This is a genomic window from Pseudomonas sp. NPDC086278, assembly GCF_050280905.1.
Classification (GTDB): domain Bacteria; phylum Pseudomonadota; class Gammaproteobacteria; order Pseudomonadales; family Pseudomonadaceae; genus Aquipseudomonas.
Genome location: NZ_JBNNWE010000064.1, coordinates 1 through 24,999, shown reverse-complemented (window position 1 = coordinate 24,999; position 24,999 = coordinate 1). Strand labels below are relative to the sequence as shown.

At 58.4% G+C, this 24,999-nt stretch carries 26 protein-coding genes and 1 tRNA gene; 20 read left to right on the top strand and 7 right to left on the bottom strand.

Going from position 1 to position 24,999, the window contains the following annotated elements; translation table 11 throughout:
* Positions 1-282 precede the first annotated feature (282 nt).
* From ACQKP4_RS19490 to ACQKP4_RS19470, 5 genes are all read left to right on the top strand, one after another.
* Positions 283-3,114, top strand: a complete 2,832-nt coding sequence (locus tag ACQKP4_RS19490) for a xanthine dehydrogenase family protein molybdopterin-binding subunit (RefSeq protein WP_427635268.1) — start codon at positions 283-285, stop codon at positions 3,112-3,114.
* Complete coding sequence (locus ACQKP4_RS19485; RefSeq protein ID WP_027921576.1) at positions 3,107-3,646, top strand: (2Fe-2S)-binding protein; 540 nt, start codon at positions 3,107-3,109, stop codon at positions 3,644-3,646. The genes ACQKP4_RS19490 and ACQKP4_RS19485 overlap by 8 nt, the downstream gene beginning before the upstream one ends.
* A gap of 2 nt (positions 3,647-3,648) precedes the next feature.
* Positions 3,649-4,884: a c-type cytochrome gene (locus ACQKP4_RS19480; protein WP_427635267.1), complete on the top strand. Its 1,236-nt coding sequence runs from the start codon at positions 3,649-3,651 to the stop codon at positions 4,882-4,884.
* 1 nt (position 4,885) lies between these two features.
* A complete protein-coding gene (locus ACQKP4_RS19475) occupies positions 4,886-5,857 on the top strand; it encodes an XdhC family protein (RefSeq protein WP_427635266.1) in 972 nt (323 codons plus the stop codon).
* 234 nt (positions 5,858-6,091) lie between these two features.
* Complete coding sequence (locus ACQKP4_RS19470; RefSeq protein ID WP_427635265.1) at positions 6,092-6,940, top strand: oxidoreductase; 849 nt, start codon at positions 6,092-6,094, stop codon at positions 6,938-6,940.
* A 100-nt stretch (positions 6,941-7,040) separates the two neighbouring features.
* Here the strand turns inward: ACQKP4_RS19470 and ACQKP4_RS19465 are convergent, their stop codons facing one another.
* Positions 7,041-8,324, bottom strand: coding sequence for an NAD(P)/FAD-dependent oxidoreductase (locus ACQKP4_RS19465; protein ID WP_427635264.1), 1,284 nt, complete (start codon positions 8,322-8,324; stop codon positions 7,041-7,043).
* 184 nt (positions 8,325-8,508) lie between these two features.
* Here ACQKP4_RS19465 and ACQKP4_RS19460 point away from each other — a divergent pair.
* Both ACQKP4_RS19460 and ACQKP4_RS19455 read left to right on the top strand, forming a co-directional pair.
* Positions 8,509-8,585, top strand: a tRNA-Val gene (locus tag ACQKP4_RS19460).
* 548 nt (positions 8,586-9,133) lie between these two features.
* Positions 9,134-9,589 (top strand): DUF2214 family protein, encoded by a 456-nt coding sequence (locus ACQKP4_RS19455; RefSeq protein ID WP_427635276.1) that lies wholly within the window; start codon positions 9,134-9,136, stop codon positions 9,587-9,589.
* 193 nt (positions 9,590-9,782) lie between these two features.
* Here the strand turns inward: ACQKP4_RS19455 and csrA are convergent, their stop codons facing one another.
* Complete coding sequence (gene csrA / locus ACQKP4_RS19450) at positions 9,783-9,977, bottom strand: carbon storage regulator CsrA (protein WP_007938114.1); 195 nt, start codon at positions 9,975-9,977, stop codon at positions 9,783-9,785.
* 250 nt (positions 9,978-10,227) lie between these two features.
* Between csrA and ACQKP4_RS19445 the strand changes: the two genes are divergently transcribed.
* Complete coding sequence (locus tag ACQKP4_RS19445; protein ID WP_427635263.1) at positions 10,228-10,596, top strand: SPOR domain-containing protein; 369 nt, start codon at positions 10,228-10,230, stop codon at positions 10,594-10,596.
* Between the two features lie 101 nt (positions 10,597-10,697).
* Positions 10,698-11,600, top strand: coding sequence for a siderophore-interacting protein (locus ACQKP4_RS19440; protein WP_427635262.1), 903 nt, complete (start codon positions 10,698-10,700; stop codon positions 11,598-11,600).
* Positions 11,601-11,659: 59 nt separating this feature from the next.
* On the opposite strand, the gene ACQKP4_RS19435 is transcribed toward ACQKP4_RS19440, so the two are convergent.
* Both ACQKP4_RS19435 and ACQKP4_RS19430 read right to left on the bottom strand, forming a co-directional pair.
* Positions 11,660-12,349 (bottom strand): endonuclease, encoded by a 690-nt coding sequence (locus ACQKP4_RS19435; RefSeq protein WP_427635261.1) that lies wholly within the window; start codon positions 12,347-12,349, stop codon positions 11,660-11,662.
* A gap of 4 nt (positions 12,350-12,353) precedes the next feature.
* A complete protein-coding gene (locus ACQKP4_RS19430; protein ID WP_427635260.1) occupies positions 12,354-12,644 on the bottom strand; it encodes a DUF1654 domain-containing protein in 291 nt (96 codons plus the stop codon).
* A gap of 286 nt (positions 12,645-12,930) precedes the next feature.
* Here ACQKP4_RS19430 and ACQKP4_RS19425 point away from each other — a divergent pair, with 286 nt between their 5' ends.
* The 8 genes from ACQKP4_RS19425 (at position 12,931) to ACQKP4_RS19390 (ending at position 20,598) form a co-directional block, all read left to right on the top strand.
* Positions 12,931-13,368 (top strand): hypothetical protein, encoded by a 438-nt coding sequence (locus ACQKP4_RS19425; protein WP_427635259.1) that lies wholly within the window; start codon positions 12,931-12,933, stop codon positions 13,366-13,368.
* A 189-nt stretch (positions 13,369-13,557) separates the two neighbouring features.
* Positions 13,558-14,532 (top strand): sugar ABC transporter substrate-binding protein, encoded by a 975-nt coding sequence (locus ACQKP4_RS19420; protein WP_427635258.1) that lies wholly within the window; start codon positions 13,558-13,560, stop codon positions 14,530-14,532.
* Positions 14,533-14,587: 55 nt separating this feature from the next.
* Positions 14,588-16,141 carry a sugar ABC transporter ATP-binding protein gene (locus ACQKP4_RS19415; RefSeq protein WP_427635257.1) on the top strand — a complete coding sequence of 518 codons (1,554 nt, stop codon included), beginning with the start codon at positions 14,588-14,590 and terminating at the stop codon, positions 16,139-16,141.
* Complete coding sequence (locus ACQKP4_RS19410) at positions 16,138-17,115, top strand: ABC transporter permease (protein WP_427635256.1); 978 nt, start codon at positions 16,138-16,140, stop codon at positions 17,113-17,115. Before ACQKP4_RS19415 ends, ACQKP4_RS19410 begins: the two co-directional genes overlap by 4 nt.
* Positions 17,116-17,118: 3 nt before the next feature.
* Entirely contained in the window at positions 17,119-18,138 is a 1,020-nt protein-coding gene (locus tag ACQKP4_RS19405) for a LacI family DNA-binding transcriptional regulator (protein ID WP_427635255.1), read from the top strand.
* A 68-nt stretch (positions 18,139-18,206) separates the two neighbouring features.
* Positions 18,207-19,124 (top strand): ribokinase, encoded by a 918-nt coding sequence (rbsK, locus tag ACQKP4_RS19400; RefSeq protein ID WP_427635254.1) that lies wholly within the window; start codon positions 18,207-18,209, stop codon positions 19,122-19,124.
* Positions 19,121-19,525, top strand: a complete 405-nt coding sequence (rbsD, locus tag ACQKP4_RS19395; RefSeq protein WP_427635253.1) for a D-ribose pyranase — start codon at positions 19,121-19,123, stop codon at positions 19,523-19,525. The genes rbsK and rbsD overlap by 4 nt, the downstream gene beginning before the upstream one ends.
* A 44-nt stretch (positions 19,526-19,569) precedes the next feature.
* Complete coding sequence (locus tag ACQKP4_RS19390) at positions 19,570-20,598, top strand: nucleoside hydrolase (RefSeq protein ID WP_427635252.1); 1,029 nt, start codon at positions 19,570-19,572, stop codon at positions 20,596-20,598.
* Between the two features lie 33 nt (positions 20,599-20,631).
* Here the strand turns inward: ACQKP4_RS19390 and ACQKP4_RS19385 are convergent, their stop codons facing one another.
* A complete protein-coding gene (locus tag ACQKP4_RS19385; RefSeq protein ID WP_427635251.1) occupies positions 20,632-20,844 on the bottom strand; it encodes a hypothetical protein in 213 nt (70 codons plus the stop codon).
* Between the two features lie 132 nt (positions 20,845-20,976).
* Between ACQKP4_RS19385 and ACQKP4_RS19380 the strand changes: the two genes are divergently transcribed.
* Positions 20,977-21,282, top strand: coding sequence for a hypothetical protein (locus ACQKP4_RS19380; RefSeq protein ID WP_427635250.1), 306 nt, complete (start codon positions 20,977-20,979; stop codon positions 21,280-21,282).
* 168 nt (positions 21,283-21,450) lie between these two features.
* Entirely contained in the window at positions 21,451-21,771 is a 321-nt protein-coding gene (locus ACQKP4_RS19375; protein ID WP_427635275.1) for an I78 family peptidase inhibitor, read from the top strand.
* Between the two features lie 72 nt (positions 21,772-21,843).
* Here ACQKP4_RS19375 and ACQKP4_RS19370 read toward each other — a convergent pair whose 3' ends face one another.
* Together ACQKP4_RS19370 and ACQKP4_RS19365 are read right to left on the bottom strand one after the other, a co-directional pair.
* Positions 21,844-22,056, bottom strand: coding sequence for a cold-shock protein (locus ACQKP4_RS19370; protein WP_003179963.1), 213 nt, complete (start codon positions 22,054-22,056; stop codon positions 21,844-21,846).
* 281 nt (positions 22,057-22,337) lie between these two features.
* Entirely contained in the window at positions 22,338-22,637 is a 300-nt protein-coding gene (locus ACQKP4_RS19365; RefSeq protein ID WP_427635249.1) for a hypothetical protein, read from the bottom strand.
* Positions 22,638-23,023: 386 nt separating this feature from the next.
* Here ACQKP4_RS19365 and thrS point away from each other — a divergent pair, with 386 nt between their 5' ends.
* Entirely contained in the window at positions 23,024-24,991 is a 1,968-nt protein-coding gene (gene thrS, locus ACQKP4_RS19360; RefSeq protein WP_427635248.1) for a threonine--tRNA ligase, read from the top strand.
* Positions 24,992-24,999: the final 8 nt, after the last annotated feature.

The following is a 24,999-nucleotide window of genomic DNA, read 5'->3' as shown; positions in this document are numbered from 1 at the left end:
AGTGATCCTGTTTGTCTTCCTCTTTCTCCTCATGAAATCCGTGCTTGCCGTCCGCGCTACCGATGCCGGATTCGCCGCGCAAAGCGGCAATAATCTGATTATTCGGTCAGATTTTTGTAACTGGTTGTTTGCTGTAAGCGCAGAAACCTATAAAGTTAACCTTTCGGTCAGCTTTGCACTGTCAACACAGCCCTTCGCATCGTCAAAAAGGGTTTCTGCAAGACTCGAGATTTCCAGTACATAACCAAAAGGGCGGGCCCATAACCGCCCAGAGGATGATCCATGTCCAACCGTGATATATCCCGGCGCTCGTTCCTTCAGGGCGGGCTGGTAGCGGGCGTGAGCGTTACGCTGACGCCGCTCAGCAGTCAGGCGCTGGCGGCCTTGATGGAAAACAGCGTGACCGTGCCGTCCGAGCAATGGCTTGGCAACAACGGCAAGGCGCGCTCGCGCAACGATGCCCTGTCCAAAGTCTGTGGCAGCAAGGTTTTTGCCCGCGACATTCGCAGCAAGGACATGCCGGGCTGGCCCGAGCAACAAGGCCACGCCATGTTGCTGAAAACTACCAAGGCTGATCGCATCTACGCCGGGTATGACCTGTCGTGGCTCGGTGCCGAGTTGCAGCCGGACCGCATCGTCACGGCCGCTGATCTGGTCAAGGACGGCATCGTCTTCCCGGAAGAGCACGCGCCCGATCCGCTGCTGCCCGAAGGCAAGGTGCCGATGTTCATCGGTCACCCGGTCGCGATTCTGATCTGGAACGACTTCGAGCGCTTCCGTCAGGCCAAGGCCAAACTCAAATTCAACGACAAAGCGATTCGTTACGGCGCCCAGGTTCCGTATTACGAAGGCGATCCTTACGGCAGCTTCCGCTACGTGCGCGTCGGCGGTGCGACCTCGGCAGACGAAGACGAGTTCGCCAGCCTCAAGGATTCGATCCTGTTCCCGATGCTGAAAAACCGTCGTCCGGTGTGGAATTCCCAGCCGGATCTGCACGGCAACCTGACCGAGCGTGGTTTGTTTTACGCGGAGCGCATGAAGCAGCAGATCGACACGCCGCCCGACAATTGGCTGGTGTTCGACGAGCGCTACAAAACCCCGTCGATCGAGCCGGCCGCGATGGAGCCGGACAACGGCAATGGCTGGTACGACCCGGCGACCAAAACCCTGCATTTCGTCGTGGCGACCCAGTGCCCACTGGAAGCGGCGAGCGAGACCGCGAAGATGATTGCGCCGTCGCGCTTCGGCCTGGCCAACCTGAACATGCACCCCGGTTACACCGTGGGTTACGGTTCCAAAGACCACAACATCTTCGTCTACTACGCAGCCCTCGCGGCGTTGTACGGCGCCGGCGTGCCGGTGCGTCTGGCCAACGACCGCTATGAGCAATTCCAGAGCGGCATCAAGCGTCACCCGTTCGATATCCGCTACCAATTGGCGGTGGACAAGAGCGACCACAGCTTCAAGATTTTCCGTGCCGAAATGAGCGTCGACGGCGGCGGACGAATCAACTACAGCCCATCGGTGGCAGCGGTCGGCGCCACCGCTGCGCAATCGATCTACTACATGCCGCAGAACGATTTGCAGGTCACCGCTTACCATTCCCGCGCCGTTGAAGCCGGGTCGATGCGCGGTTACGGCACGCTGCAAAGCATGGCTTCCACCGAGATGATGGTCGACGAAATCGCCGGTCGCCTCGGCATCGACGCCATCGACCTGCGCAAGAAAAACGCGATGCGCTCGGGCATGAAAAACACTCAGGGCGCGGTGCCGGCGGGTGCGTTGCGCCTGCACGAAATTCTCGACAAGGCCGCCGTGCACGATGTCTGGAAAAACCGCGACGCGATCAAACAGCAGCGCGAAGCAGCCGATCCGGACAATTGGTACGGGGTCGGTTTCGCCATCTGCCAGAAAGACTTCGGCACCGGTTCCGAAGCGCCGATGGCGAGCATCGAATTCACCGCCGAAGGGCACGTGACCCTGCGCCACATCGGCATCGAGATCGGCACCGGCATGTCCACTTCCCAAGCGCTGGTGGTCGCTGATTTCATCGGCGTCCCGGCCACCGACGTGAAGACCGGCGAAACCGAATGGAAAGAGTTGCAGCTGATCACCGGCGGCAACCCGTACATCATGAGCCAGGCCGAACAGGACGGTTTTCTGCGCAACCCGCGCTGGGTCGGCAAGCTCGCTTCGGCCTCGTCGGCGACCAACTCGGCTTACTACTTCAGCCACGCCACCCGCGAAGCGTCCCGCGTGTTGTTCAATCACGGTTTGTGGCCGGCGGCGTTGCAGATCTGGGGCCAGGGCCCTTACGGAGGCCAGGCCAACCCGTACGTGGTTCGGCGCGAAGACGCGCATTGGGTTGACGGCAAACTTACCGCCAACGGCATGCAGCCATTGAGCTTTGAGCAGTTGGCCAGGCACGCCCACGAAAAAGGCCTGGTGACCGGCGCAACCGTGCATGGCTTCAACCGCTGGAGCTGGGCCGAGGCCGAGTTCAGCATTGACGGCGTGCGTGAACGTCTGCCGCTTGATGGCCTCGCAGTGAAGTACGGCGATGGCGCCCCGAAGGCGAAACTGGCGCAGATGACCAGCGCCGGTTTCCATCTGCTGGATCGCCAGAACGTGCATTACCCGGACACCCAGTTGAACAACGCGGCGGTGACTTACTACAGCCCGGTCGCCACGCTGGTGGAATTGAAAGTGAACAAAGGTTCGGCGGAAGTTGAGGTGCTCAACCATCACTCGTGGGTCGAGTGCGGTCGGGTGCTGGTGGAAGAACTGGTGCGCGGTCAGCTCGAAGGCGGGATCGCCATGGGCATCGGTCATGCGCTGATGGAAGAGATGCCGCTGTACGAAGGCGGGCCGGGGGAGGGCGACTGGAACTTCAACCGTTACCGCTTGCCGATGGCGCGCCACGTTGCGGTGTGGAAACAGACCGCTGACATCCTGCCGCCGCTGTCGCCGAGCGACCCGTCGAAGGGCATTGCCGAAGTGGTGATGATCCCGGTAGTCGGTGCCATCGGTAACGCCGTGGCCCACGCCATCGGTAAACGTGTTCGCGACCTGCCTATCACTTCTGCACGCATCAAGGAGGCCCTCAATGGCTAACCGTCCGCTTCAACTGACCCTCAACGGTCAATCCGTCGGCCCGGTGGAAATCCCTGATGACCTGCCGATGATCGATTACCTGCACGAATACAAAAACCTCACCGGCTCGCGTCTGGGCTGCGGTCAGGGCATCTGCCACGCCTGTGTGGTGATCGTCGATAACCCGGACGGCACCAGCGAAGAAGTGCGCACTTGCATCACCGGCGCGCATTACTTCGAAGGCAAAAAAGTACGCACCATCGAAGGCCACGCCAAACGCGACGAGGAAGGCAAAGTCACCGAGCTGAACCCGATCCAGCAGCGTTTCGTCGATGAATTCGCCTTCCAGTGCAGCTATTGCGCGCCGGGTTTCGTCAACGCCGCGACGGTGCTGGTCGAGAAGCTGCAACGTCAGCCCATCGTCAAAAGCCAGTTGGAAAAAGTCATCGAGGACAGCCTCGGTCACCACATCTGTCGCTGCACCGGCTACGTGCGTTATTACAGCGCGACGCGCAACGTGCTGACCGATCTCGGCCTGGTCAAGGAGGGTTAAGCATGAAACATCTACTTTCCCGCCTCGCGTTGGCGGTTGGTCTGGCCGCGCCGGTGTTGTTGGCGCACGCGGACGATCAGGTCAAGCGCGGCGAATACCTTGCCCGCGCCGCCGACTGCATGGCGTGCCACACCGCACCGGGTGGCGCGCCGTATGCGGGCGGCCTGCCAATCGTCTCGCCGTTCGGCACGATCTACGGCACCAACATCACCCCGAGCAAAGAGCATGGCATCGGCCTCTACAGCGACGGCGAATTCTTCGCCGCGCTCACCGAGGGCAAGCGTCGTGATGGCGCAAACCTGTACCCGGCGATGCCGTATACCTCGTATCACCTGATGCCGCGCGAAGACTCCGACGCGATTCATGCGTACCTGAAAACCCTCGAACCGATTGAACGTGCAGCGCCGGTCACCCGCCTGAGTTTTCCGTTCAACGTTCGTCTGGGGTTGATGGGGTGGAACATGCTCTACGGCAAGGACGTGAAACTGTCGTCCACCGAAGGCAAGAGCGAAGCCTTCAAGCGCGGCCAGTACATGGTCGATGTGCTCGGTCACTGCGGCGAATGCCACACGCCGCGCGGCTTGCCGGGCGCGATGGAGCAGGACAAACGCCTGACCGGCGGCCTGCTCAATGGCTATCTGGCGCCAAGTCTGCTGGCCAATGACCTGGCTGCTCGCGGCTGGAATCACCAGGACCTGAGCTCGTTCCTCAAGCACGGCATGAGCGCCCAGGGCACGATGTTCAACGAGATGTTCCCGGTGTTCCACAACAGCACCCAAGGTCTGAACGACCCGGACCTGGCGGCGATGGCGACCTACCTGCTCGGCGATCAGCCACCGGCGGCCAAGGTGTTGACGGACGTGCCGCTGGACACGTTAAGCGCCAGTGCCCAGCGCGGTCGTCAGGACTACCTGAACGTCTGCGCCGGTTGTCACGCGGTCGGTGGCGAAGGCAAACCGCATATCGCGGTGGCCATGCGCGGCAACACCACGCTGCGCCTGGAAGATCCGCGCAACCTGGTACGAGTGATCGACGACGGTATCGGTGAACAGAAGTTTTCCGGGTTCGAACACATGCAACCGATGCCGGCGTTTGCCGAGAAGCTCAGCCACGAACAACTCACTGATCTGCTGAACTATCTGCGTCAGGGTTGGGGTGGTCAGTCGGGTGATCTGGTGGTGGGCGACGTGCAAAAACTGCGCGCCGATGCTCCGCCGCTCGAGCACAAGGCGCACTGACATGCAGCATCTCGATCTGCAAGTCGTGCGCCGGGCGCTGGAATGGTCGACGGCTGGCCAGTGCCTTTGGCTGTGTACGGTGCTCGCCACGTATGGTTCGGCGCCGCGCGCGCCGGGCTCACTGTTGGCGGTCAATACGGACGGCCAATGGATCGGCTCGCTGTCCGGCGGTTGCGTCGAGGAAGACTTTCTCGAGCGCGTCGCCGAGGGTGTGTTCGTTGATCCAGTCTGCTTGGTTCGCTATGGCGAAGGCGATGATCCGCGTTCACGCGTCAGCCTGCCCTGTGGCGGCGTGCTCGATGTGCTGGTCGAGAAACTTGAGTCGGACTGCGAGGTTCAAGCGCATCTGCGCGAACTGGAGTCGGCGCTGTTGGGCCAGCGCCGGCTGATCCGCGAAGTCGATCTGGCCAGCGGTGCACGCAGCCTGTTCGCTGACCGCGAGCAGGGCGCGCGCATCGACCGCGAGATCGATCGAGTGCGTGTGCGCGTCGGCGCGGCCCAGCGCTTGCTGCTGGCAGGCTATTCCAGCGTCGCTCACGCCTGCGCCGAATTTGCGGTCGGCTTGGGGTTCGAGGTGATCCTCTGTGATCCGCGCGACGAAGTGCTGGAAGGCGTGGTGCTGGAAAACGTCGAGATTCGTCGTCAACTGCCGTCGGTGTTCATCGCCGATGGCGGCTGCCACAGCGACACGGCCGTGGTGGCGTTGACCCACGATCCACGCATTGACGATCTGGCGATGATGGAAGCGGTGCGCACCGAGGCGTTTTACATCGGCGTGATGGGGTCGATGCAGACGTCGCAAAAGCGCTTTGAGCGGTTGCGCAGGATTGGTGGTTTGGGCGACGTTGAACTCGCAAGAATTCACGCCCCGATCGGCTTGAACCTGGGCAGCAAGACGCCGGCGGAAATCGCCCTCGCCGTGCTCGCCGACATCCTGCGGATTCGCAGCGGCATCGCGCGGGATCGACTGTAAACACCAATCCCCTGTGGGGGCGGGTTTGCTCGCGAAGGCGGTGTGTCATGAGCATCTGACTCGGCTGACACGACGCCTTCGCGAGCAAGCCCGGCCCCACAGGAATTAGTGTTGTCTCTGTGCCGTTTTTTCGGCTTTCCCTTAAAAAATCTTTAATCGCACCGAAGCTTCCGTGGCGTGTCCATACTCCATCGCATTGTTCGCACCCGTGGACAGCGCCTGGAGGAAGTCCGCATGACTGCATCGACAGCAAAACCGGTCTGGTTCATCACCGGCTGTTCAACAGGTTTCGGCCGTCAACTGGCCTTGCACACGCTCAGCCTGGGTTATCCGACCGTGGTCACCGCGCGCAACCCGGCGCAGGTCGAAGACATCGTCAAAGGCCACGAAGACCATGCGCTGGTGTTGAAACTGGATGTCACCGATCCGGCACAGATTGACGCCGCCGTAGAAGCCGCCCAGGCGCGCTTCGGTCGCATTGATGTGTTGGTCAACAACGCGGGCGTCGGTTACTTCGGTTCGTTCGAAGAGAGCGATCTGGATGAAGTTCGCAAGATGATGGAAATCAACGTTTGGGGCCTGGCGCAGATGACCCGTGCGGTGCTGCCGGGGATGCGCCAGCAGCGCAGCGGCACGGTGGTGAATATTTCTTCGGTGGGCGGGATCGTGGCGTTTCCGGCCGTGAGTTTCTACCACGCGACCAAGTTTGCGGTAGAAGGCATGTCCGAATCGCTGGCGCAGGAAGTCGGGCCGTTGGGCATCAAGGTGTTGATCGTCGAGCCGAGTGGTTTCCGCACCGATTGGGCCGGGCGTTCCGCGAACGAAGCGAGCCAGACCATCGACGATTACCGGGAGACCGCGGGCAAGCGTATGGAGATGATCCGTGGTTACAGCGGCAATCAGCCGGGTGATCCGGTGCGGGCGGCGGTGGCCATCGTCAACGCGGTCGAGGCCGAGAATCCACCGTTACGCCTGCTGCTGGGCAAAGCGGCGTTATCCGGCGGACGCGGCAAGATTGAAGCGCTGCGCAAGGATTTCGAGGATTGGGCCAGTGTCAGCGAAGGTGCCGATTTTCCAAGCTGATAGCCAACACAAAACCAAATGTGGGAGCGGGCTTGCTCGCGATGGCGATTTCAAGAACGCTTTCGCCGGCAGGTTGTGCTCCCACGGATTGCAGTGTCGCTCAGTACCCGAACTTGTCTCGTAGCCCGTAATACCACGCGCCCAGCGCGGCGAACGGCGTCCGCAGCAGTTGTCCGCCGGGAAACGGGTAGTGCGGCAGGTCGGCGAACGCGTCGAAACGTTCAGCCTGACCGCGTAACGCTTCGGCCAGCACTTTGCCTGCGAGATGCGTGTACGTTACGCCGTGACCGCTGCAACCCTGGGAATAGTAGATGTTGTCGCCCAAGCGTCCGACCTGGGGCAGGCGCGATAGAGTCAGCAGGAAATTGCCAGTCCAGGCGTAATCAATCTTCACGTCCTTGAGCTGCGGGAAGGCCTTGAGCATCTTCGGCCGAATGATCGCCTCGATGTTCGCCGGGTCCCGCGCGCCATAAACCACACCGCCGCCGAATACCAGGCGCTTGTCACCGGTCAGGCGGTAATAGTCGAGCAAGTAATTGCAGTCTTCGACGCAGTAATCCTGCGGCAACAGACGCTTGGCCAATTCATCGCCCAACGGCTCGGTAGTGATCACTTGAGTGCCGCACGGCATCGATTTGGCGGCCAGCTCCGGCACCAGATTGCCGAGGTAGGCATTGCCGGCAACGATAATGAATTTGGCCCTGACCTTGCCCTGCGGCGTGTGCACCACCGGGTTCGCACCGCGCTCGATGCGCACTGCTGGCGATTGCTCATAAATAGTGCCACCCAGCGACTCGACCGCTGCCGCTTCGCCCAGCGCCAGATTCAGCGGATGAATGTGCCCGCCGCTCATGTCGAGCATGCCGCCGACATACTGATCGCAATCCACCACTTCACGGATGCGCGTTTGATCCAACAGCTCAAGCTGCGTGTGACCGAACCGTTCCCACAGACGCTTCTGCGACTCCAGATGCCCCATCTGCTTGGCGGTGATCGCGGCGAACACGCCACCGTCCTTCAAGTCGCACTGGATATTATATTTGGCCACCCGCTCACGAATGATTCGCCCGCCCTCGAACGCCATCTGCCCCAGCAACTGCGCCTGCAGTGGGCCGACACTGCGCTCGATTACATCGATGTCGCGGCTATAACTGTTAACGATCTGACCACCGTTACGGCCCGAGGCACCGAAACCGACTTTGGCGGCTTCCAGCACTGTCACCTTAAAACCGTTCTCCAGCAAAAACAGCGCAGAGGACAGGCCGGTATAACCGGCGCCGATCACACAGACATCCGTCTCGACTTCGTCCTGCAAGGCCGGGCGCGGCGGTACCGCGTTGGCCGATGCGGCGTAATAAGACTCTGGGTAGGGGGTGTTCGCCATCCTGCAGCCTCTGTTTAATATATTTTACGAGTGCGCCGATCCTACCCCAGTTAAAAAACGACCGCCAGCCACCCGGAAATTCTTCGCCGTCACCGCCAAATTAAATATTTCGCATATTCATAGAGTTAGCTCGAAAAAAGATGTTGACACCCCTCCGGAATTCCGTAGAATGCCGCCTCACAGCAGGCACGTAGCTCAGTTGGTTAGAGCACCACCTTGACATGGTGGGGGTCGTTGGTTCGAGTCCAATCGCGCCTACCAAACAAAATCCGCTCTGCTGGGCGGTCTAGAGGGGTCACCGGAAACGGTGACCCCTTTTTGCTTTCTGCGATTTGCAAAACTCCACCTCACGACGCCAATTCGGCGCCCGCCACCCTCGACTGGATCTACATCTTCTTCGGTTCGCGCAAGCGGCTTGGTGACATGCTCGCCTATACGAAAGTAATTCGATCCAGATAAATACGACTGCTCTGAGCATCAAGTTCGCAGTGCAAGAACCACAAAAATAGTGCGGATATTTAATCACTTAGAAAATTTATTAACTGAATGGTCCGCAAAAACATATTGTTACAAGTGTCGGTTTTAGGTAAGATTGCTTCGCGTTCACCACCACGGTTTATGCATTTTTAAGGTCCAAGCTTCCATCAGCTGCTTGGGCTTTTTTTTGCCTGAAATTTGCCTTGGATCGTTCGATCGTCAAATGGGGCAGCTTGAGCTTTTCACCAACGCCTGCCCAATCAGGCAAACCCCGGCGTTTTAGGCTACTACTGACAGGCCACACCCAATCTCTGTCTGACGGGAGTCTGTCGATGCTGGTTCATTGGTTTCTTGCGGCGGTTCACTTGCTGGCCTTGGCAGTGGCGTTCTGGGCAGTTTTGACCCGGGGCACTGCATTCAGTCGTCTGGCCGCCGGAACAGGGCAGGCTCGCCAGGTATTGCTGGCGGACAATCTGTGGGGAATCTCTGCGGTCATTCTGCTGATCACCGGGGGGATGCGCGCTTTTGGCGGTTACGAAAAAGGCACCGACTACTACCTGCATCAGCCACTGTTCCATTTGAAGATGACCCTCTTCGTGCTCATCCTGCTGCTTGAGCTTGCGCCGATGATCACGCTGATCAAATGGCGAATCGCATTGAGCCGTGGTGCGGTGATCAATGCCGGCCGATCGAAAATGTTCGCTCGTATCAGTCATACGGAAGCGCTGCTGGTGTTGCTGATGATCGTGGCGGCTACGGGCATGGCGCGCGGCGTGACGTTTGCCTAGTTAGGCATGATCGCGCTATTCCTCGGGACAAAACCGAAACGTCTGACAGCCACGCCATAAGGCATGACGTTAGTATCGGTTCACGTTTTGGCTGGGCAGGGAATGCAAATAAACGGCAGGGGATGCGGCGCTTGAATCTTTAGCCAGCCGTTGTTCGAAAAGTGAACGGGCTGGCTACTGACTGCAACAGGATTCAGGGAGTTTGTGGCTTGTCTGGAGCGGTCAGGCCCGCCTGAATGCGTTGGTAGATCTCTTCGCGGTGCACTGCGACGTCTTTCGGGGCATTGATGCCGATTCGGACTTGCTGGCCGCTAACGCCCAGAATGGTGATCGTAATGTCGTCACCGATGTTTATGCTTTCACCGACTTTGCGGGTGAGTATCAGCATGGTCTTCTCCTTGATTGCTTTGTAGGGCACCTGATTCAGACAGTGCAGAGGTCGGTGGTATGTATAGATTAGTGCGAAGTCTCACGGTTTGGGTGCCTCTTTCTGACGCGCAGATGCTGCATTAATTCCCAAGGCGTAACTATACAGAGGCCGGAACCATCATTCTCGTTGTTTTGTGCCCATTTTGCGGCACTCCGGAAGTATTCATGAATGTTAAAATCGCCGCTTTAGGCATTCCGAGGAAAACGCTGTGCGCAAAATGGTCTTGGTAATCGCGGTATTGGCGTTGACTGGGTGCGGTGAAGGGAAGGGCGTCGACGTTCAAAAGCCAAAACCGGCAGTCGTTAACGCCGCCGCAGAAGCGACAACCGGCCCGCAATGGGATCTCGAAGTCAAAGGTGAAACAACTCAGGCAGTCAGTGACCTTAGCGGCTGGTTGATCGAGCACAGTTTCGTTTCCAACGTTGTCATGGCGAATGGCAAACCGCGCATTCTGCTTGGCCCGTTCAATTCGAAGGCTGAAGCCGAGGCCAAACAGGCAGAAGTGGACGCGGCGCTCACTCGGGCTAAAAAACAGAACATTCAATTGCTGATCGTTGAGCATCCCCTCGCACAGTAACAAGCCACATCACAGGAGCTATTCGTCGGTGCGCCTTAAAGGGGATCCACATTGACTCGTTTTACCATGCAGTCACTGTCGATTCCCTGAAGGAGTTCCACATGGCCTCCGCCACCCCTTACAAACTGTTCGATGCAGTCCTTCAACACAAAAAAAACCTGAGTCCACATCTGATGCGCGTGACACTGGCCGGCCCGATGGTCAGTGAGATGGCATCCTGGGCGCCGGATCAACGCGTGAAATTGTTCTTCCCCGCAGAAGATGGGGCGCCCGCGAGGCTGACCCATGATGAAGGCTGGTATGCACGCTTTCGCTCGATGCCAGTTACCCAGCGCCCGGCGATGCGCACTTACACCATTCGGCATCTGCGGGCAGAGCAGGGCGAAGTCGACATCGATTTCGTATTGCACGGCGAAACCGGTCCTGCCTCCCGCTGGGCAATCCATGCGGTGGTCGGCGAGCCAATCCAGATCGTTGCGCCGGATCGTCAGTTTTCAGCGCAGGACACGGGCGGTTTTGAATGGAAACCGCCGCAGAAGCTTCGGCATCTTTTGTTGGTTGCCGATGCCACGGCATTGCCCGCAGCGTTAGGTATTCTGGACGAACTGGAAGCCTTGTCCGCCCCGCCGATGACTCAGGCGTTTTTCGAAGTGGATTGTATTGACGATGTGTTGCCGGTACCTGAATGGCCTGGTCTGTCGGTGCACTGGCTGATCCGGGGTCAGATGGCGGCCGGTTCGCAAATGGTTGAAGCTGTTCGCCGGGCCGATCTGGCAATACCTGCTTCGCTGGATCAAAAAGCAGTGCGGTTGGCCGACGTCAATGTCGATGAGGATATTCTCTGGGAAACGTCCGAGGCTTGCGCTGATGGTTTTTACGGCTGGATCGCCGGGGAAACCGCAGCGGTCATGAGTCTGCGCAAGCATTTGATCAAAGAGCGTGGCATCGCTCGGGAATCGCTGAATCTGATGGGCTACTGGCGCTCCAACAAAGTCGGCGGGTAGCAACGCAAAAGGCCTCAAGTTTTACACTTGAGGCCTTTTGGTTTTGCTGTGTGGCGCGATCATCCGCAGGATTTCAGGTCCACCGGCCCGACAAACTCGTTACCACGCCCCATCACACACGCCACGCTCTGATTGCGCTGGCGCTCCCAGGCTTCAACCGGATAAGTCTTGTTCCAGGCTTCGTACAACTGGCGGTCCTGTTTCGAAATACTCAAGCCGTACTGCTTGCTCATGTAGAAATAAGTCCGCGCAATCATGCCGCGAATCGAAGGGCGAGGCATGACCTTCTTGGCCTTGAAATCTACCTGGGTCAAGCACGAACCATATTGCCCGGTCTGCACTGGCAGCCAACCAAAACTGAAGTTATTGCGGTCGCCGTTCACTTCACCAATGCTCGGCACCAGGTTGTGCAGATCGGCTTCGGCCTTCTGATAAACCGGATCGTAGCGAGTGCAGTTCTTGCGTCCGCCTGCTTGCCAGCATTGCCGTTGATGGCCGATCTGCCAGGCCGGAACAATGTGTTCCCACTCAATGCGCGATGCGCGTTTGGCGTTCTTGCGCGGCACATACCCACAGGCTGCGAGGTTGACCTTGTTGCCCGAATATTTACAGCCGCAATAGAATTCGGTGGATTGCGGCGCATACAACTTCCAGGCGACTTTCTTCGCTTCGTTGAAGGTGCGAGGGGCAGCAGCCTGGGCGCCGACAGTGATGAACAGAAACAGCAAAGCAAACCAGCGGACACTCATTGACTCAATCTTCCTTTGGCACAACCCAAAAAATCTGCACGCCACCATCGTCGCGATAAGCGAGGGTGACGTTGTCGTTCTCGTCGATCTCTTCGAGCAATTGCTCCCACTCATCCATCGGTTCGTCCGGCAGACGAAAGATCAGCGCGGCTTTGGCTTTCTGCGCGGTGGGGGAATTGATGATTTTTTGAACGCGCATACCCATGCGTGCATAGGCGTCAGGAGAGGCAGAGGTGTTGGCCACGGAGTTATCCTTATTAAGCTGTACGTGCATACAGTATTTAACTGTAGGCATTTTCGCAACTGCTTAAAATTCAAGAAAATCCTCTGACAGCACTTTTTTCAGTTTGGTGTAGGAAGAAGGAAATATTTTTGTCGAAATTTGGAAGGTTGAATCTATCACTCGCCAAGGCTGCCGAGTGATAGAGCAAGCGCCCGACCAAAGCAGGTCGGGCGAGGGCGAATCAGTATTCCCATAACATCCATTGCAGAGCTTTGCTGTCGGTGGTTTTGGTCAGCGCTAAAGAAACCCACACTCAGGTCGATGCCTCTTCAAGGGATTTTTCTTTTCTGGAGTTCACATGGCTTTCTCTGTCGGTTTTCCCAATGCCGCCGCAATCACCATCGGTGGCAAGTCCACGGCTACGATCAACGCCTTGAGCGACGCGAGCGCCGACGCCTCGACGCAGCCAATTGCTAAAGATGAAAGCCAGGTCAGAACCGGCGGCGCGGCTGCGAGTGACAGCAAATCCGAAAGCAAAAGCAGCCAAAGCATCGCGGTGCAGGTGTTGCTCAAGCGCATGCAGGAACTGCAACAACAACTGCGCGAGCAACAGCAGCAATTGGCGGCAGCCCAAGCCGCTTCTTATCCGACGCCGGATGCCAAAGCCGCAGTCGTCATGACAATTGAAGGGCAGATTGCCGACACTAACGGAGCGCTCGCGCAAGTGACGGGAAATCTGGTCAGAGAACTGGCCAAAGATTCCGGTGCCGGGGCGCTCGTAAGCACGACCGCATGATCTGAGCGGGGTTGTGTATGGCTCGCTGAAACTCAAAACAGGTCGTTGACAAATCTCGGCAGGGTTCGCATAGTTCGGTCTCGCAAACGTTTGCGCGCTGTTCCCCATGGCTTGATACGTCGGTGGACGCTCTCAAGCTCAAGCCAGCGCTAGCGTTGCTCACAATAATCATAAGATCGGAGTGAACCCATGAAGCTGCCATTCGCTGGACGTCTTCTTGCTGTCGCCATGCTGGCCGCCGCATCCGCCGCATCCGCCGCATCCGCCGCGCTGCCTCTCTCATCGGCTTTCGCCGAGACACCTGAAAAACCTAAAGTCGCGTTGGTCATGAAATCCTTGGCCAACGAATTCTTCCTGACGATGGAAGACGGCGCCAAGGCTTACCAGAAAGAACACTCCGCCGATTTCGACCTGATCTCCAACGGCATCAAGGACGAGACCGACACCGCCGGCCAGACCCGTATCGTCGAGCAAATGATTTTGGCCAAGGTCAATGCGTTGGTGATTGCGCCGGCTGACTCCAAAGCCATGGTGCCGGTGATCAAAAAGGCCATCGATGCCGGTATTACCGTGATCAACATCGATAACCAGCTCGATCCGGCCGTGGTCAAAAGCAAAAACATCAGCGTGCCGTTCGTAGGCCCGGATAACCGCAAAGGCGCGCGTCTGGTAGGTGAATACCTGGCCAAGCAACTGAAGGCCGGTGATGAGGTCGGCATCATCGAAGGCGTGTCCACCACTACCAACGCCCAGCAGCGCACAGCAGGCTTCAAGGATGCGATGGAAGCGGCGCAGATCAAGGTTGTGTCGTTGCAATCCGGCGACTGGGAAATCGACAAGGGCAACAAGGTTGCCGCCTCGATCCTCAGCGAATACCCGGACGTCAAAGCCCTGCTGGCCGGTAACGACAGCATGGCCGTCGGTGCCGTTTCCGCGGTCCGTGCCGCGGGCAAGGCTGGCAAGGTGTTCGTGGTCGGCTACGACAACATCAATGCGATCAAGCCGATGTTGAAAGATGGCCGGGTCCTGGCAACCGCTGACCAGTTTGCCGCCAAGCAAGCGGTGTTCGGCATCGAGACTGCGCTGAAGATCATCAAGGGCGAAAAGGTCGACAGCGGCACCAATGGCGTGATCGAAACGCCGGTAGAGCTGGTCACCAAGTAATCCTTCTGGCGACACAATGGTGCTCGCCCGTCCGGGCGAGCGCATGGAGAGTTTTATGTCAGTTTCCGCCCCGAACGCTGTCCTCTCGGTCAGCGGCATCGGTAAGACCTACGCCCAACCGGTTTTGTCTGGCATCGACCTGACGCTGATGCGCGGTGAAGTGCTGGCGCTGACCGGCGAGAACGGCGCGGGTAAAAGCACGCTGTCGAAAATCATCGGTGGCCTCGTCACCCCGACGACTGGCCAGATGCAGTTCCAGGGGCAGGATTACCGTCCCGGCAGCCGCACTCAGGCTGAAAACCTCGGCATCCGCATGGTGATGCAAGAGCTAAATCTGTTGCCGACCCTCTCGGTGGCGGAAAACCTGTTTCTCGATAACCTGCCCAGCAACGGTGGCTGGATCAGCCGCAAGCAGCTGCGCAAAGCGGCGATCGAAGCCATGGCTCAGGTCGGGCTCGATGCGATTGACCCGGACACACTGGTCGGCGAACTCGGCATCGGCCACCAGCAAATGGTCGAGATCGCCCGCAACCTGATTGGCGACTGCCATGTGCTGATCCTCGACGAGCCGACCGCGATGCTCACTGCGCGCGAAGTCGAAATGCTGTTCGAGCAGATCACTCGCTTGCAGGCGCGCGGCGTGTCGATCATCTACATTTCCCATCGGCTTGAAGAGCTGGCCCGGGTTGCGCAGCGCATCGCGGTGCTGCGCGATGGCACCCTGGTCTGTGTCGAGCCGATGGCCAATTACAACAGCGAGCAACTTGTCACATTGATGGTCGGCCGCGAGCTGGGCGAGCACATGGACATGGGCCCGCGCCACATTGGCGCCCCGGCCTTGACGGTCAAGGGCCTGACCCGTTCCGACAAGGTGCGCGATGTCTCCTTTGAGGTGCGCGCCGGGGAAATCTACGGGATTTCCGGGTTGATCGGGGCAGGGCGCACTGAACTGCTGCGGCTGATTTTCGGCGCCGACATCGCCGACAGCGGCACCGTCGCGTTGGGCTCGCCTGCGCAGGTCGTCAGCATTCGTTCCCCGGCGGACGCGGTCGGTCACGGTATCGCGCTGATCACCGAAGACCGCAAGGGCGAAGGTTTGCTGCTGACCCAATCGATCAGCGCCAACATTGCCTTGGGCAATATGCCGGTGATTTCCAGCGGTGGCATTGTTAACAACGGTGATGAAACGTCACTGGCCAAGCGCCAGATCGATGCCATGCGCATTCGCAGTTCCAGCCCGACGCAGTTGGTGTCCGAACTGTCCGGCGGCAACCAGCAGAAAGTCGTGATTGGCCGGTGGCTGGAGCGCGACTGTTCGGTGATGTTGTTCGATGAACCGACGCGTGGCATCGACGTCGGCGCCAAATTCGACATCTATGCGCTGCTCGGTGAACTGACCCGGCAGGGCAAGGCGTTGGTGGTGGTGTCCAGTGACTTGCGTGAGTTGATGTTGATTTGCGACCGCATCGGCGTGTTGTCGGCCGGACGCCTGATTGACACCTTTGAGCGCGACAGCTGGACCCAGGATGAATTGCTTGCCGCCGCTTTTGCCGGCTACCAAAAACGTGATGCGTTGCTCAATGAAGCAGCGCCAAGGGATCTTCCATGAAAACTGCATCTTCTGCCGGCAAACGTAGTGGCAATTTTTACGGCCTGGGCACCTATCTGGGCCTGGCCGGTGCCTTGCTGGCGATGGTCGCGCTGTTCTCGGTCCTGAGCAGCCATTTCCTGTCGTATGACACTTTCAGCACCCTGGCCAACCAGATTCCCGATCTGATGGTGCTGGCGGTTGGCATGACGTTCGTGCTGATCATCGGCGGCATCGACCTGTCGGTGGGTTCGGTTCTGGCGCTCGCGGCATCGGCGGTCAGCGTCGCGATTCTCGGCTGGGGCTGGAGTGTCTTGCCCGCCGCTTTGCTCGGCATGGCGGTGGCGGCATTGGCCGGGACCGTCACCGGTTCGATCACCGTGGCGTGGCGAATTCCGTCGTTCATCGTGTCCCTCGGCGTGCTGGAAATGGCCCGTGGCTTGGCGTACCAGATGACCGGCTCGCGCACGGCTTATATCGGCGACGCCTTCGCCTGGTTGTCCAACCCGATTGCCTTTGGTATTTCGCCGTCGTTCATCATTGCGTTTGTGATCATCATCGTTGCCCAGGCGGTGCTGACGCGTACGGTGTTCGGTCGTTACCTGATCGGGATCGGCACTAACGAAGAAGCGGTGCGGCTGGCCGGGATCAACCCAAAACCCTACAAGATTCTGGTGTTCAGCCTGATGGGGTTATTGGCGGGTATTGCCGCGTTGTTTCAGATTTCCCGTCTGGAAGCCGCAGACCCGAACGCTGGTTCCGGTCTGGAGCTGCAAGTGATTGCGGCAGTGGTGATCGGCGGCACCAGCCTGATGGGTGGTCGCGGTTCGGTTATCAGTACCTTTTTCGGCGTGTTGATTATTTCGGTGTTGGCGGCGGGTCTGGCGCAGATTGGCGCCACTGAGCCGACCAAACGCATCATTACCGGCGCGGTGATTGTGATCGCCGTGGTGCTGGACACTTATCGCAGTCAGCGCGCAAGCCGGCGGAACTGAGTCATGGCAACGATCAAGGATGTGGCCGCGCTGGCGGGGATTTCCTATACCACCGTGTCCCATGTGGTGAACAAGACGCGGCCGGTCAGTGAAGAAGTGCGGGTCAAGGTCGAGGCAGCCATCAAAACCCTCGACTACGTACCCAGCGCCGTGGCGCGGTCGCTGAAGGCCAAAACCACGGCGACTATTGGTTTGCTGGTGCCCAACAGCCTGAACCCGTACTTCGCCGAACTGGCGCGCGGCATCGAGGATTACTGTGAGCGCAATTGCTATTGCGTGATTCTCTGCAACTCCGACGACAACCCGGAGAAACAGCGCAGTTACCTTCGCGTGCTGCTTGAAAAGCGCATCGACGGGCTGATCGTGGCGTCGGCGGGTGGCGATGCGGGGTTGGCGGAGGGCTTGGCAGGTGTGCGCACGCCAATGGTCATCGTCGACCGTGGACTGGACGGTGTGAATGCCGACCTGGTGCGCATCGACCACGAATACGGCGCCTATCTGGCCACTCGACATCTGTTGGAACTGGGGCATCAGGACATCGCCACCATCGGCGGCCCGGCCAGTACCAGTGTGGCGCAGATGCGCCTGGCCGGATTTTGTCGCGCGTTGCAAGAGGCGGGCATTGCGGTGTCGAGCGAACGCATGCTGGAAAGTGACTTCACCAGCACCGGCGGCTACAACGCCGCCGCGATTTTGCTGGAAAAGAATGCGCCCAGCGCAATTTTTGCTGGCAACGACATGATCGGCATCGGCGTATTGCGAGCCGCCGCCGAACGCAATATCCGCGTGCCGACCGAACTGTCGGTGATTGGCTTTGACGACATTCAGATGAGCCGTTACGTGTACCCGGCGCTGACCACCGTCGGCCAGTCGATCCTGCAGCTGGGGGAGATGGCGGCCGAAGTCCTGTTGCGACGGATTGCGACGCCGGCTATGCCGACGGACCAGCGGATTGTGACCCCGAGTATCGTCCTGCGAGAGTCGACGGCGCCGCTGGCCGGAGTGTTCGCCCAGTTCCGTTGACACCACTGAAATTGAAAGACCGCTGAAACTGAAAGCACCGCTGAAACCGAATTAATGAGTAGCAATGTATGCCAGCAAAAGTAGTGGTAATAGGCAGTCTGAACATGGACCTGGTAACCCGGGCACCCCGGCTGCCCCGTGGCGGTGAAACACTGATCGGCCAGTCGTTTACCACTGTCTCCGGTGGCAAGGGTGCCAATCAGGCGGTTGCTGCGGCGAGGCTGGGTGCGCAGGTGTCAATGGTCGGCTGCGTGGGCAACGATGCCTATGGCGACGAATTGCGCAACGCGTTGCTGGTTGAGCAGATTGACTGTCAGGCTGTCAGCACCGTCGAGGATTCCAGCGGTGTGGCCTTGATCGTGGTCGATGACAACAGTCAGAACGCAATCGTGATCGTTGCCGGGGCCAACGGTGCGCTGACGCCACAGGTGATCGATCAGTTCGATGCGGTGTTGCAGGCGGCAGACGTGATCATCTGTCAGTTGGAAGTACCCGATGCCACGGTCGGCCATGCGCTCAAGCGCGGTCGCGAACTGGGCAAGACCGTGATCCTCAATCCGGCACCGGCCAGTCGCGCGTTACCGACGGATTGGTACGCGTCCATTGATTATCTGATTCCCAACGAAAGTGAAGCCTCGGCCCTGAGCGGTCTCCCCGTGGACTCTCTGGCCAGCGCCGAAACAGCCGCCAGCCGATTGATCGCGCTCGGCGCTGGCAAGGTCATCGTCACCCTCGGTGCTCAAGGGTCACTGTTTGCCGACGGCTCGCGCGTTGAGCACTTCCCCGCACCGAAAGTGAAGGCTGTCGATACCACGGCGGCGGGAGACACGTTCGTCGGTGGGTTTGCCGCCGCGCTCGCAAGCGGAAAAAGCGAAGCCGAAGCGATCCGTTTCGGCCAGGTCGCCGCTGCATTGTCGGTGACCCGAGCGGGCGCGCAGCCCTCAATTCCTACCTTGTCCGACGTACAGGCCTTTAAAACATCATGAAAAAAACACCGCTGCTGAACATCGCGCTATCGCGGCTGATCGCGTCCCTGGGTCATGGCGACATGGTGGTGATCGGCGACGCCGGCCTGCCTGTGCCGAAGGGCGTCGAACTGATCGACCTGGCCCTGACCCAAGGCATTCCGGATTTCGTCAGCACGTTGAAGGTTGTGCTCAGCGAAATGCAGGTCGAAAGCCATGTGTTGGCCCAGGAAATTCTCGACAAACAACCACCGGCCCTGAGTGTGCTGGACGAGCTGAGTGCCGACGGCGCGTTGGGTCAGCGTGAACTGCTCAGCCATGACCAATTCAAAGTGCTCAGCCAACAGGCCCGGGCGATTGTGCGTACCGGCGAATGCGCGCCGTACTGCAACATCGTGCTGGTGTCGGGAGTGACGTTCTAACGCGTTTTACACCTATTTGTTTCCCCACGCACAAGGAGTGCGCTATGCACCGCTATGCTCAGAAATTGCACCACCTGCTTCGGAGTCTGCTGCTTTTGTCCCTGATTACCGCAACAAGCGCCCAGGCGGCGGAAAAGATCGACTTGATCATCGACACCGATCCGGGTGCCGACGACGTGGTCGCTTTGCTGTTCGCCCTGGCTTCGCCGGAAGAACTGAACATTCGTGCGCTGACCACGGTGGCTGGCAACGTGCGTCTGGACAAGACGTCGCGTAACGCACGTCTGGCGCGCGAATGGGCAGGCCGCGAGGAGGTACCGGTTTATGCGGGTGCACCAAGACCGTTGATGCGCACGCCGATCTACGCCGAGAACATACATGGCAAGGAAGGTTTGTCAGGCGTTACCGTGCATGAACCCGCTAAAGGCCTGGCCAAGGGCAATGCGGTCGATTATCTGATCGACACGTTGAAAACCGCCAAGCCCCACAGCATCACCATTGCCATGCTCGGTCCACAGACCAACCTGGCGCTGGCGCTGATCCAGGAGCCCGAGATTGTCCAGGGCATCAAGGAAGTGGTGATCATGGGCGGCGCGCATTTCAATGGCGGCAACATTACGCCGGTGGCCGAGTTCAATCTGTTCGCCGACCCGCAGGCTGCGGAAGTGGTGTTGAAAAGCGGTGTGAAGTTGACCTACCTGCCGCTGGACGTGACCCATAAAATCCTCACCAGCGATGCGCGCCTGAAGCAAATTGCGGCGATCAACAACAAGGCCAGCAAAATCGTGGGCGATATTCTCAATGAATACGTCAAGGGCGACATGGAGCACTACGGCATTCCGGGTGGCCCGGTGCATGACGCGACCGTCATCGCTTACCTGCTCAAACCGGAGCTGTTTACCGGTCGTTCGGTCAACGTAGTGGTTGATAGCCGCGAAGGCCCGACGTTTGGTCAAACCATCGTCGATTGGTATGACGGCCTGAAGGCCCCGAAGAACGCCTTCTGGGTTGAAAACGGCGACGCTCAGGGCTTCTTCGACCTGCTGACTCAGCGTCTGGCGCGTTTGAAGTAAGTCTTACACCCGCAGGTGCCAGCCTGCGGGTGTCTACGCTCTCTCGGTTTCCACCGCATCTGCGTGGTCGGCCGGGTACTTCTCGAATACCTGCTTGATAAATGACTGGGCAGCCTCTTTTCCCAGTGCTTTCACCAATAAATCGATACCAATGATTGCCAGCTCTTCCGGCGTGCCCGGGCTGTAAGAGCTGTGGCCCTGGGGCCACTTGACTGTAATGTTGGCGTCGATGCTTACGGTGGTCATGAGGGCGCTCGTGAAGTCGGGAAAGTCTGAGTGTCGAGTTAACCATTTTGCGTGGCGTTTGGCACTCCGACTTAGGCATGAGGGGAGGGCTATGCGACACTTGGTCTTCGATGGATTTTCTAGGATCACGCTGTGCAGATCGATTTGAATTCCCCTGACGGCTTGTCTGTCGCGGCTGTGCGTCAGTTGCTGGCCTGCGCTAGCGACGATGAACACACGCAATTGCGGGTGACCAAGGCCGGCATCGCCTACATTTCGTCGGGCGTCGTTGGCGGTACGGACATCGGCGGGCTGCTGTTCCGTCTGGAGACCTGGGCCAAGGGTTCCGGTTATGTGGGATTGGTCGCCGCAAGCGACGAAGTCTGGGTGATGCAGATTTTTAATGCATTGAAAGAGAACTGGCCAAATCCGCCTTACGATTACATCGACGTCTATTGAGTGTTGTTCATATTCAGTCACGATTGAGTGATGAACGGCTGGGCGATGCTCAGGCAAAATCGGCGCTTGTGCGGATTGAGGGGCAGGGTGATGGCATTCACCCTGAAACCAAACGCCGGATTGGCGGTCGCAAGGTCTCTGCTTAACTATTGGAAAAAAGGAGGCTTCATGCCTTGGAAGTTCGCGTCATTGGGTACTTTGTTCGCCTTCACACTGCTGGCTGGTTGCAGCAGTACGTCTTCGGAATCGGCGCCAGACCCTGTAGCGACGACTGACACTGGCCACAGCCGTTGTGAGGCAAAGGCAGCCGAATTCGCCATCGGCAAAGCGGCTTCGCCAGAACTTCTGGAGCAGGCGCGTACGCGTGCCGGTGCGCAGAATGCACGCTTCCTGTCACCTAACGACATGGTGACGCTGGAATACCGCTCCGATCGCCTGAACCTGAATACCGATGCGAGCCACGTGATCATCCGCGTCAACTGCGGCTGATCGCTTCGGGCTTTTGTTTCGTCCATAAAAAACCCCGTCACATGGACGGGGTTTTTTTAGTGCGCCAGAAACTTACTCTGGGCGGACTTGTGCAGCTTGCATACCCTTTTGGCCTTTCTCAGCCACGAAGGAAACGGTCTGGCCTTCTTTCAGGCTTTTGAAACCGTCGCTTTCGATAGCTTTGAAGTGTACGAACAGGTCGTCACCGCCACCTTGAGGAGTGATGAAGCCGAAGCCTTTTTCATCGTTGAACCATTTAACGGTGCCGGTTTGGCGATTAGACATGGTGTATCTCCAAGAAACATATATTTTCAGTAGTGCTGTGCTGCTCAGGCCAACTGGGCACACGGGACTATCATAGTCGAAATGTTCAGTTTGGGAGCCCCCCGGAGGGGATGTTTGCACTCACATTGCGTATTTTTCGCAACCCCTCATGGCTGAAAGCCCCGGATTAGGCGGGCTTGCGCCGTAGAAAGGGTCATTAAAAAAAGCCGTAAAAGCTGCGTAAATAATGTAATTCAGCCGCTTTTTGGCTATTTTTTTCCTTCGGATCACTCAAAAAAACGTTATTTCTGGACTCTGCACACCGAGATTTCTTTCAGCGCACGCTGGCCCAACTCCCCGTTAGGTGGCGTGTTCTTGTCCATCAGTTGCGCTATCTCTTGCGTCGTGAATTTCTTTTCCAAAACATCGGCGCCGCATGCGCAATGCTTCTGAGCTTCGGCCGGATTCACGCTTTTACTGGCAGCCATTGTGCAGTCCTCCATGTACTGGGCTTTCTCACCGGCTGGCCAGGCAGCTTGTGCGCTCAGCGGCAACAGCATGGCCAATGGGGCGGCTAGGACTAAAAGACGGATAACGCGCATGAGTGGAACTCCTTCGGGTCGATTATTCTGTGGCAATTCTCAGCCTATTCGAGGCTGAGCGTATATCTCAAGTTCACTTTGCACCGCAAAAGCGCGGAAATCTTCACGGTAAGAGACCTTGAGCGTCGATGACCGTTCATCTGTGCTAGGATTCTCCGCTCGCGCTTTTACTAGCTCCGGAGGACTTTTCGTCCCCGTAGCGGCAATGGTACGAATAACCCTGATTTGAATCCCAGTCACTCTGGTTCGGTTTCCGGTTGGCCGCAAGGCTCCTGCCGCTGTAAGGCAGGCGTTCATCATTGAATGGCCTGGATCGCGGATCTTGTACTGGCTCATCCCAACCCACGTGACCTTTGGTAGGGGTCACCACTAGGAGAGGAGGCGCCATGCCAACTATTACTCTTCCCGACGGCAGTCAACGTTCATTCGATCACCCGGTTTCCGTAGCCGAGGTCGCCGCATCCATTGGTGCTGGCCTGGCCAAAGCCACCGTGGCCGGCAAGGTCAATGGCAAGCTGGTCGACGCCAGCGACATCATCGACAGCGATTCCACGCTGCAAATCATTACGCCAAAGGATGAAGAGGGGCTGGAGATCATTCGCCACTCTTGCGCCCACCTGGTTGGCCACGCGGTCAAGCAGCTGTACCCGACCGCCAAAATGGTCATCGGGCCGGTCATCGATGAAGGCTTCTATTACGACATCGCCTTCGAACGCCCTTTCACCCCGGACGACCTGGCCGCGATCGAACAGCGCATGCAGCAGCTGATCGAGAAAGATTACGACGTGATCAAGAAAGTCACTCCGCGCGCCGAAGTGATCGAAGTGTTCAAGGCCCGTGGCGAAGACTACAAGTTGCGTCTGGTCGAGGACATGCCGAACGAGCAGGCCATGGGTCTGTACTATCACGAAGAATACGTCGACATGTGCCGCGGTCCGCACGTGCCGAACACACGCTTCCTGAAATCCTTCAAGTTGACCAAGTTGTCCGGCGCCTACTGGCGTGGTGATGCCAAAAACGAGCAATTGCAGCGCGTTTACGGTACTGCGTGGGCTGACAAGAAGCAGCTGGCGGCTTACATCCAGCGCATTGAAGAAGCTGAAAAGCGCGATCACCGCAAGATCGGCAAGCGTCTGGGCCTGTTCCACACTCAGGAAGAGTCGCCGGGCATGGTGTTCTGGCACCCGAACGGCTGGACTCTGTACCAGGTGCTCGAGCAGTACATGCGCAAGATTCAGCGCGACAATGGCTATCTGGAGATCAAGACTCCGCAAGTCGTTGACCGCAGCCTGTGGGAGAAATCCGGGCACTGGGCCAACTACGCCGACAACATGTTCACCACTCAGTCGGAAAACCGCGACTACGCGATCAAGCCAATGAACTGCCCTTGCCACGTGCAAGTGTTCAATCAGGGTCTGAAAAGCTATCGCGAGTTGCCAATGCGTTTGGCCGAATTCGGTGCTTGCCACCGTAACGAGCCATCGGGTGCGTTGCACGGCATCATGCGTGTGCGTGCATTCACTCAGGATGACGCTCACATCTTCTGCACCGAAGAGCAGATGCAGGCCGAATCCGCTGCTTTCATCAAGCTGACCATGGACGTTTATGCCGACTTCGGCTTTAAAGACGTTGAGATGAAGCTGTCCACTCGTCCGGAAAAGCGCGTCGGTTCCGACGAACTTTGGGATCGCGCCGAAGCAGCGCTGGCTGCAGCCCTTGATAGCGCTGGCCTGCCGTATGATTTGCAGCCGGGCGAAGGTGCTTTCTACGGTCCGAAGATCGAATTCTCTCTGAAAGATTGCCTCGGACGCGTCTGGCAGTGTGGTACCCTTCAGCTCGATTTTAATCTGCCTGTCCGTCTGGGAGCCGAATACGTCTCCGAAGACAACAGTCGCAAGCACCCGGTAATGCTGCACCGGGCGATCCTGGGGTCCTTCGAACGATTCGTCGGAATCCTGATCGAGCACTACGAGGGTGCATTCCCTGCGTGGCTGGCTCCGACCCAGGCAGTGATCATGAATATCACTGACAAGCAGGCTGATTTCGCCGCTGAAGTTGAAAAAACTCTCAACGAAAGCGGATTTCGTGCCAAGTCTGACTTGAGAAATGAAAAGATCGGCTTTAAAATCCGCGAGCATACTTTGCTCAAGGTTCCCTATCTCTTGGTTATCGGAGATCGGGAAGTCGAGATGCAGACTGTCGCTGTGCGTACTCGTGAAGGTGCTGACCTGGGCTCGATGCCCGTCGCCCAGTTCGCTGAGTTTCTCCACGCACGCGTTTATCCATTTGATCGACGTGCCCTTGGCGACCGCCCTGTCCTGCGACACCTTGATCGAATACGACCTGCTGATTGATGACGCGG

Excerpts from the sequence above, each read along its gene's own strand:
- ACQKP4_RS19455 (WP_427635276.1), top strand. The coding sequence starts at position 9,134 with ATGCTGGTTCATTGGTTTCTTGCGGCGGTTCACTTGCTGGCCTTGGCA.
- ACQKP4_RS19470 (WP_427635265.1), top strand. The coding sequence starts at position 6,092 with ATGACTGCATCGACAGCAAAACCGGTCTGGTTCATCACCGGCTGTTCA.
- ACQKP4_RS19375 (WP_427635275.1), top strand. The coding sequence starts at position 21,451 with ATGCCTTGGAAGTTCGCGTCATTGGGTACTTTGTTCGCCTTCACACTG.
- ACQKP4_RS19480 (WP_427635267.1), top strand. The coding sequence starts at position 3,649 with ATGAAACATCTACTTTCCCGCCTCGCGTTGGCGGTTGGTCTGGCCGCG.
- ACQKP4_RS19370 (WP_003179963.1), bottom strand. The coding sequence starts at position 22,056 with ATGTCTAATCGCCAAACCGGCACCGTTAAATGGTTCAACGATGAAAAA.
- ACQKP4_RS19440 (WP_427635262.1), top strand. The coding sequence starts at position 10,698 with ATGGCCTCCGCCACCCCTTACAAACTGTTCGATGCAGTCCTTCAACAC.
- ACQKP4_RS19430 (WP_427635260.1), bottom strand. The coding sequence starts at position 12,644 with ATGCCTACAGTTAAATACTGTATGCACGTACAGCTTAATAAGGATAAC.
- ACQKP4_RS19390 (WP_427635252.1), top strand. The coding sequence starts at position 19,570 with ATGCACCGCTATGCTCAGAAATTGCACCACCTGCTTCGGAGTCTGCTG.
- ACQKP4_RS19385 (WP_427635251.1), bottom strand. The coding sequence starts at position 20,844 with ATGACCACCGTAAGCATCGACGCCAACATTACAGTCAAGTGGCCCCAG.
- ACQKP4_RS19415 (WP_427635257.1), top strand. The coding sequence starts at position 14,588 with ATGTCAGTTTCCGCCCCGAACGCTGTCCTCTCGGTCAGCGGCATCGGT.
- ACQKP4_RS19475 (WP_427635266.1), top strand. The coding sequence starts at position 4,886 with ATGCAGCATCTCGATCTGCAAGTCGTGCGCCGGGCGCTGGAATGGTCG.
- ACQKP4_RS19365 (WP_427635249.1), bottom strand. The coding sequence starts at position 22,637 with ATGCGCGTTATCCGTCTTTTAGTCCTAGCCGCCCCATTGGCCATGCTG.
- ACQKP4_RS19425 (WP_427635259.1), top strand. The coding sequence starts at position 12,931 with ATGGCTTTCTCTGTCGGTTTTCCCAATGCCGCCGCAATCACCATCGGT.
- ACQKP4_RS19420 (WP_427635258.1), top strand. The coding sequence starts at position 13,558 with ATGAAGCTGCCATTCGCTGGACGTCTTCTTGCTGTCGCCATGCTGGCC.
- ACQKP4_RS19465 (WP_427635264.1), bottom strand. The coding sequence starts at position 8,324 with ATGGCGAACACCCCCTACCCAGAGTCTTATTACGCCGCATCGGCCAAC.
- rbsK (WP_427635254.1), top strand. The coding sequence starts at position 18,207 with ATGCCAGCAAAAGTAGTGGTAATAGGCAGTCTGAACATGGACCTGGTA.
- ACQKP4_RS19410 (WP_427635256.1), top strand. The coding sequence starts at position 16,138 with ATGAAAACTGCATCTTCTGCCGGCAAACGTAGTGGCAATTTTTACGGC.
- ACQKP4_RS19435 (WP_427635261.1), bottom strand. The coding sequence starts at position 12,349 with ATGAGTGTCCGCTGGTTTGCTTTGCTGTTTCTGTTCATCACTGTCGGC.
- ACQKP4_RS19490 (WP_427635268.1), top strand. The coding sequence starts at position 283 with ATGTCCAACCGTGATATATCCCGGCGCTCGTTCCTTCAGGGCGGGCTG.
- thrS (WP_427635248.1), top strand. The coding sequence starts at position 23,024 with ATGCCAACTATTACTCTTCCCGACGGCAGTCAACGTTCATTCGATCAC.
- ACQKP4_RS19485 (WP_027921576.1), top strand. The coding sequence starts at position 3,107 with ATGGCTAACCGTCCGCTTCAACTGACCCTCAACGGTCAATCCGTCGGC.
- ACQKP4_RS19405 (WP_427635255.1), top strand. The coding sequence starts at position 17,119 with ATGGCAACGATCAAGGATGTGGCCGCGCTGGCGGGGATTTCCTATACC.
- rbsD (WP_427635253.1), top strand. The coding sequence starts at position 19,121 with ATGAAAAAAACACCGCTGCTGAACATCGCGCTATCGCGGCTGATCGCG.
- csrA (WP_007938114.1), bottom strand. The coding sequence starts at position 9,977 with ATGCTGATACTCACCCGCAAAGTCGGTGAAAGCATAAACATCGGTGAC.